Here is a 930-nt window from a genome sequence, read left to right as displayed (position 1 = left end):
GAGTTAACCATATGCAGGAACCCTGCTTGACAAGGCGCCATCTTTCTTAACTTGACGCCAATGGCAAGGATGCCCACTCCACAAGAAATGTACACTCTACAAGAAAGCTCTGGATATTTTTTACTCGGAAGTACACAAACTTCAGTGTAAAGTAATGTAACGAACCGCAAAGAACGCGAAGAGCGCAAAGGTAAGAAGTTAAGTTTTCTTCCTTTACGTAGTTTGGGGTTTAATTCTCATCTATCTTGACATTTTTTAAATAAGTTATGTAAACTGACTTATAGTTGTGTTAATTTAGTTTGCAAAACTATTAATACAGCTTAAAACAACTTAATGAAGCAAGTAATAGCAAATCATTGAAACCCTTACGTAGAAGAATTTCAAGAGGATTTGTAACTTGAGAACATTGATGCCTAACGAACGTTAGGTAAATCTTTTTCATAAGTAAAGTTAATAATACTTATAAACAAATTAAATAATGAGTAGATGCTCTTATTAAGTGAATTCATGTAAAGTTGTGATTACAGGTAAGTTAAATCTTGCCTGAGTAGATTCACATTATTTCGCATTAATAAGAACATGACTGCAACCTTACAACGTCGCGATAACGCAAACGTATGGGAACGGTTCTGCCAGTGGATTACCAGCACTGAAAACCGCATTTATGTAGGTTGGTTCGGTGTATTGATGATTCCTACACTGTTGTCAGCAATCATCTGCTTCATCATCGCATTTGTAGCAGCACCTCCCGTTGACATCGACGGTATCCGCGAACCAGTAGCTGGTTCATTAATGTACGGAAACAATATTATTTCCGGTGCCGTTGTTCCTTCTTCAAACGCTATCGGTTTGCACTTCTACCCCATTTGGGAAGCAGCTTCCTTAGATGAGTGGTTGTACAACGGTGGTCCTTACCAGTTGGTAGTATTC

Annotated in this window: 1 pseudogene; it reads left to right on the top strand. The window is 38.2% G+C overall.

From position 1 onward, the window contains the following. Positions 1-579: 579 nt before the first annotated feature. Positions 580-930: pseudogene (locus AC2JBO_RS45030) on the top strand (photosystem II q(b) protein); the annotation flags it as partial.

The sequence above is a fragment of the Calothrix sp. CBUCES-K 9914 genome, from assembly GCF_059640475.1.
The sequence above is the reverse complement of the archived record's forward strand: the minus strand, read 5'-3'. Positions and strand labels throughout refer to the sequence as shown.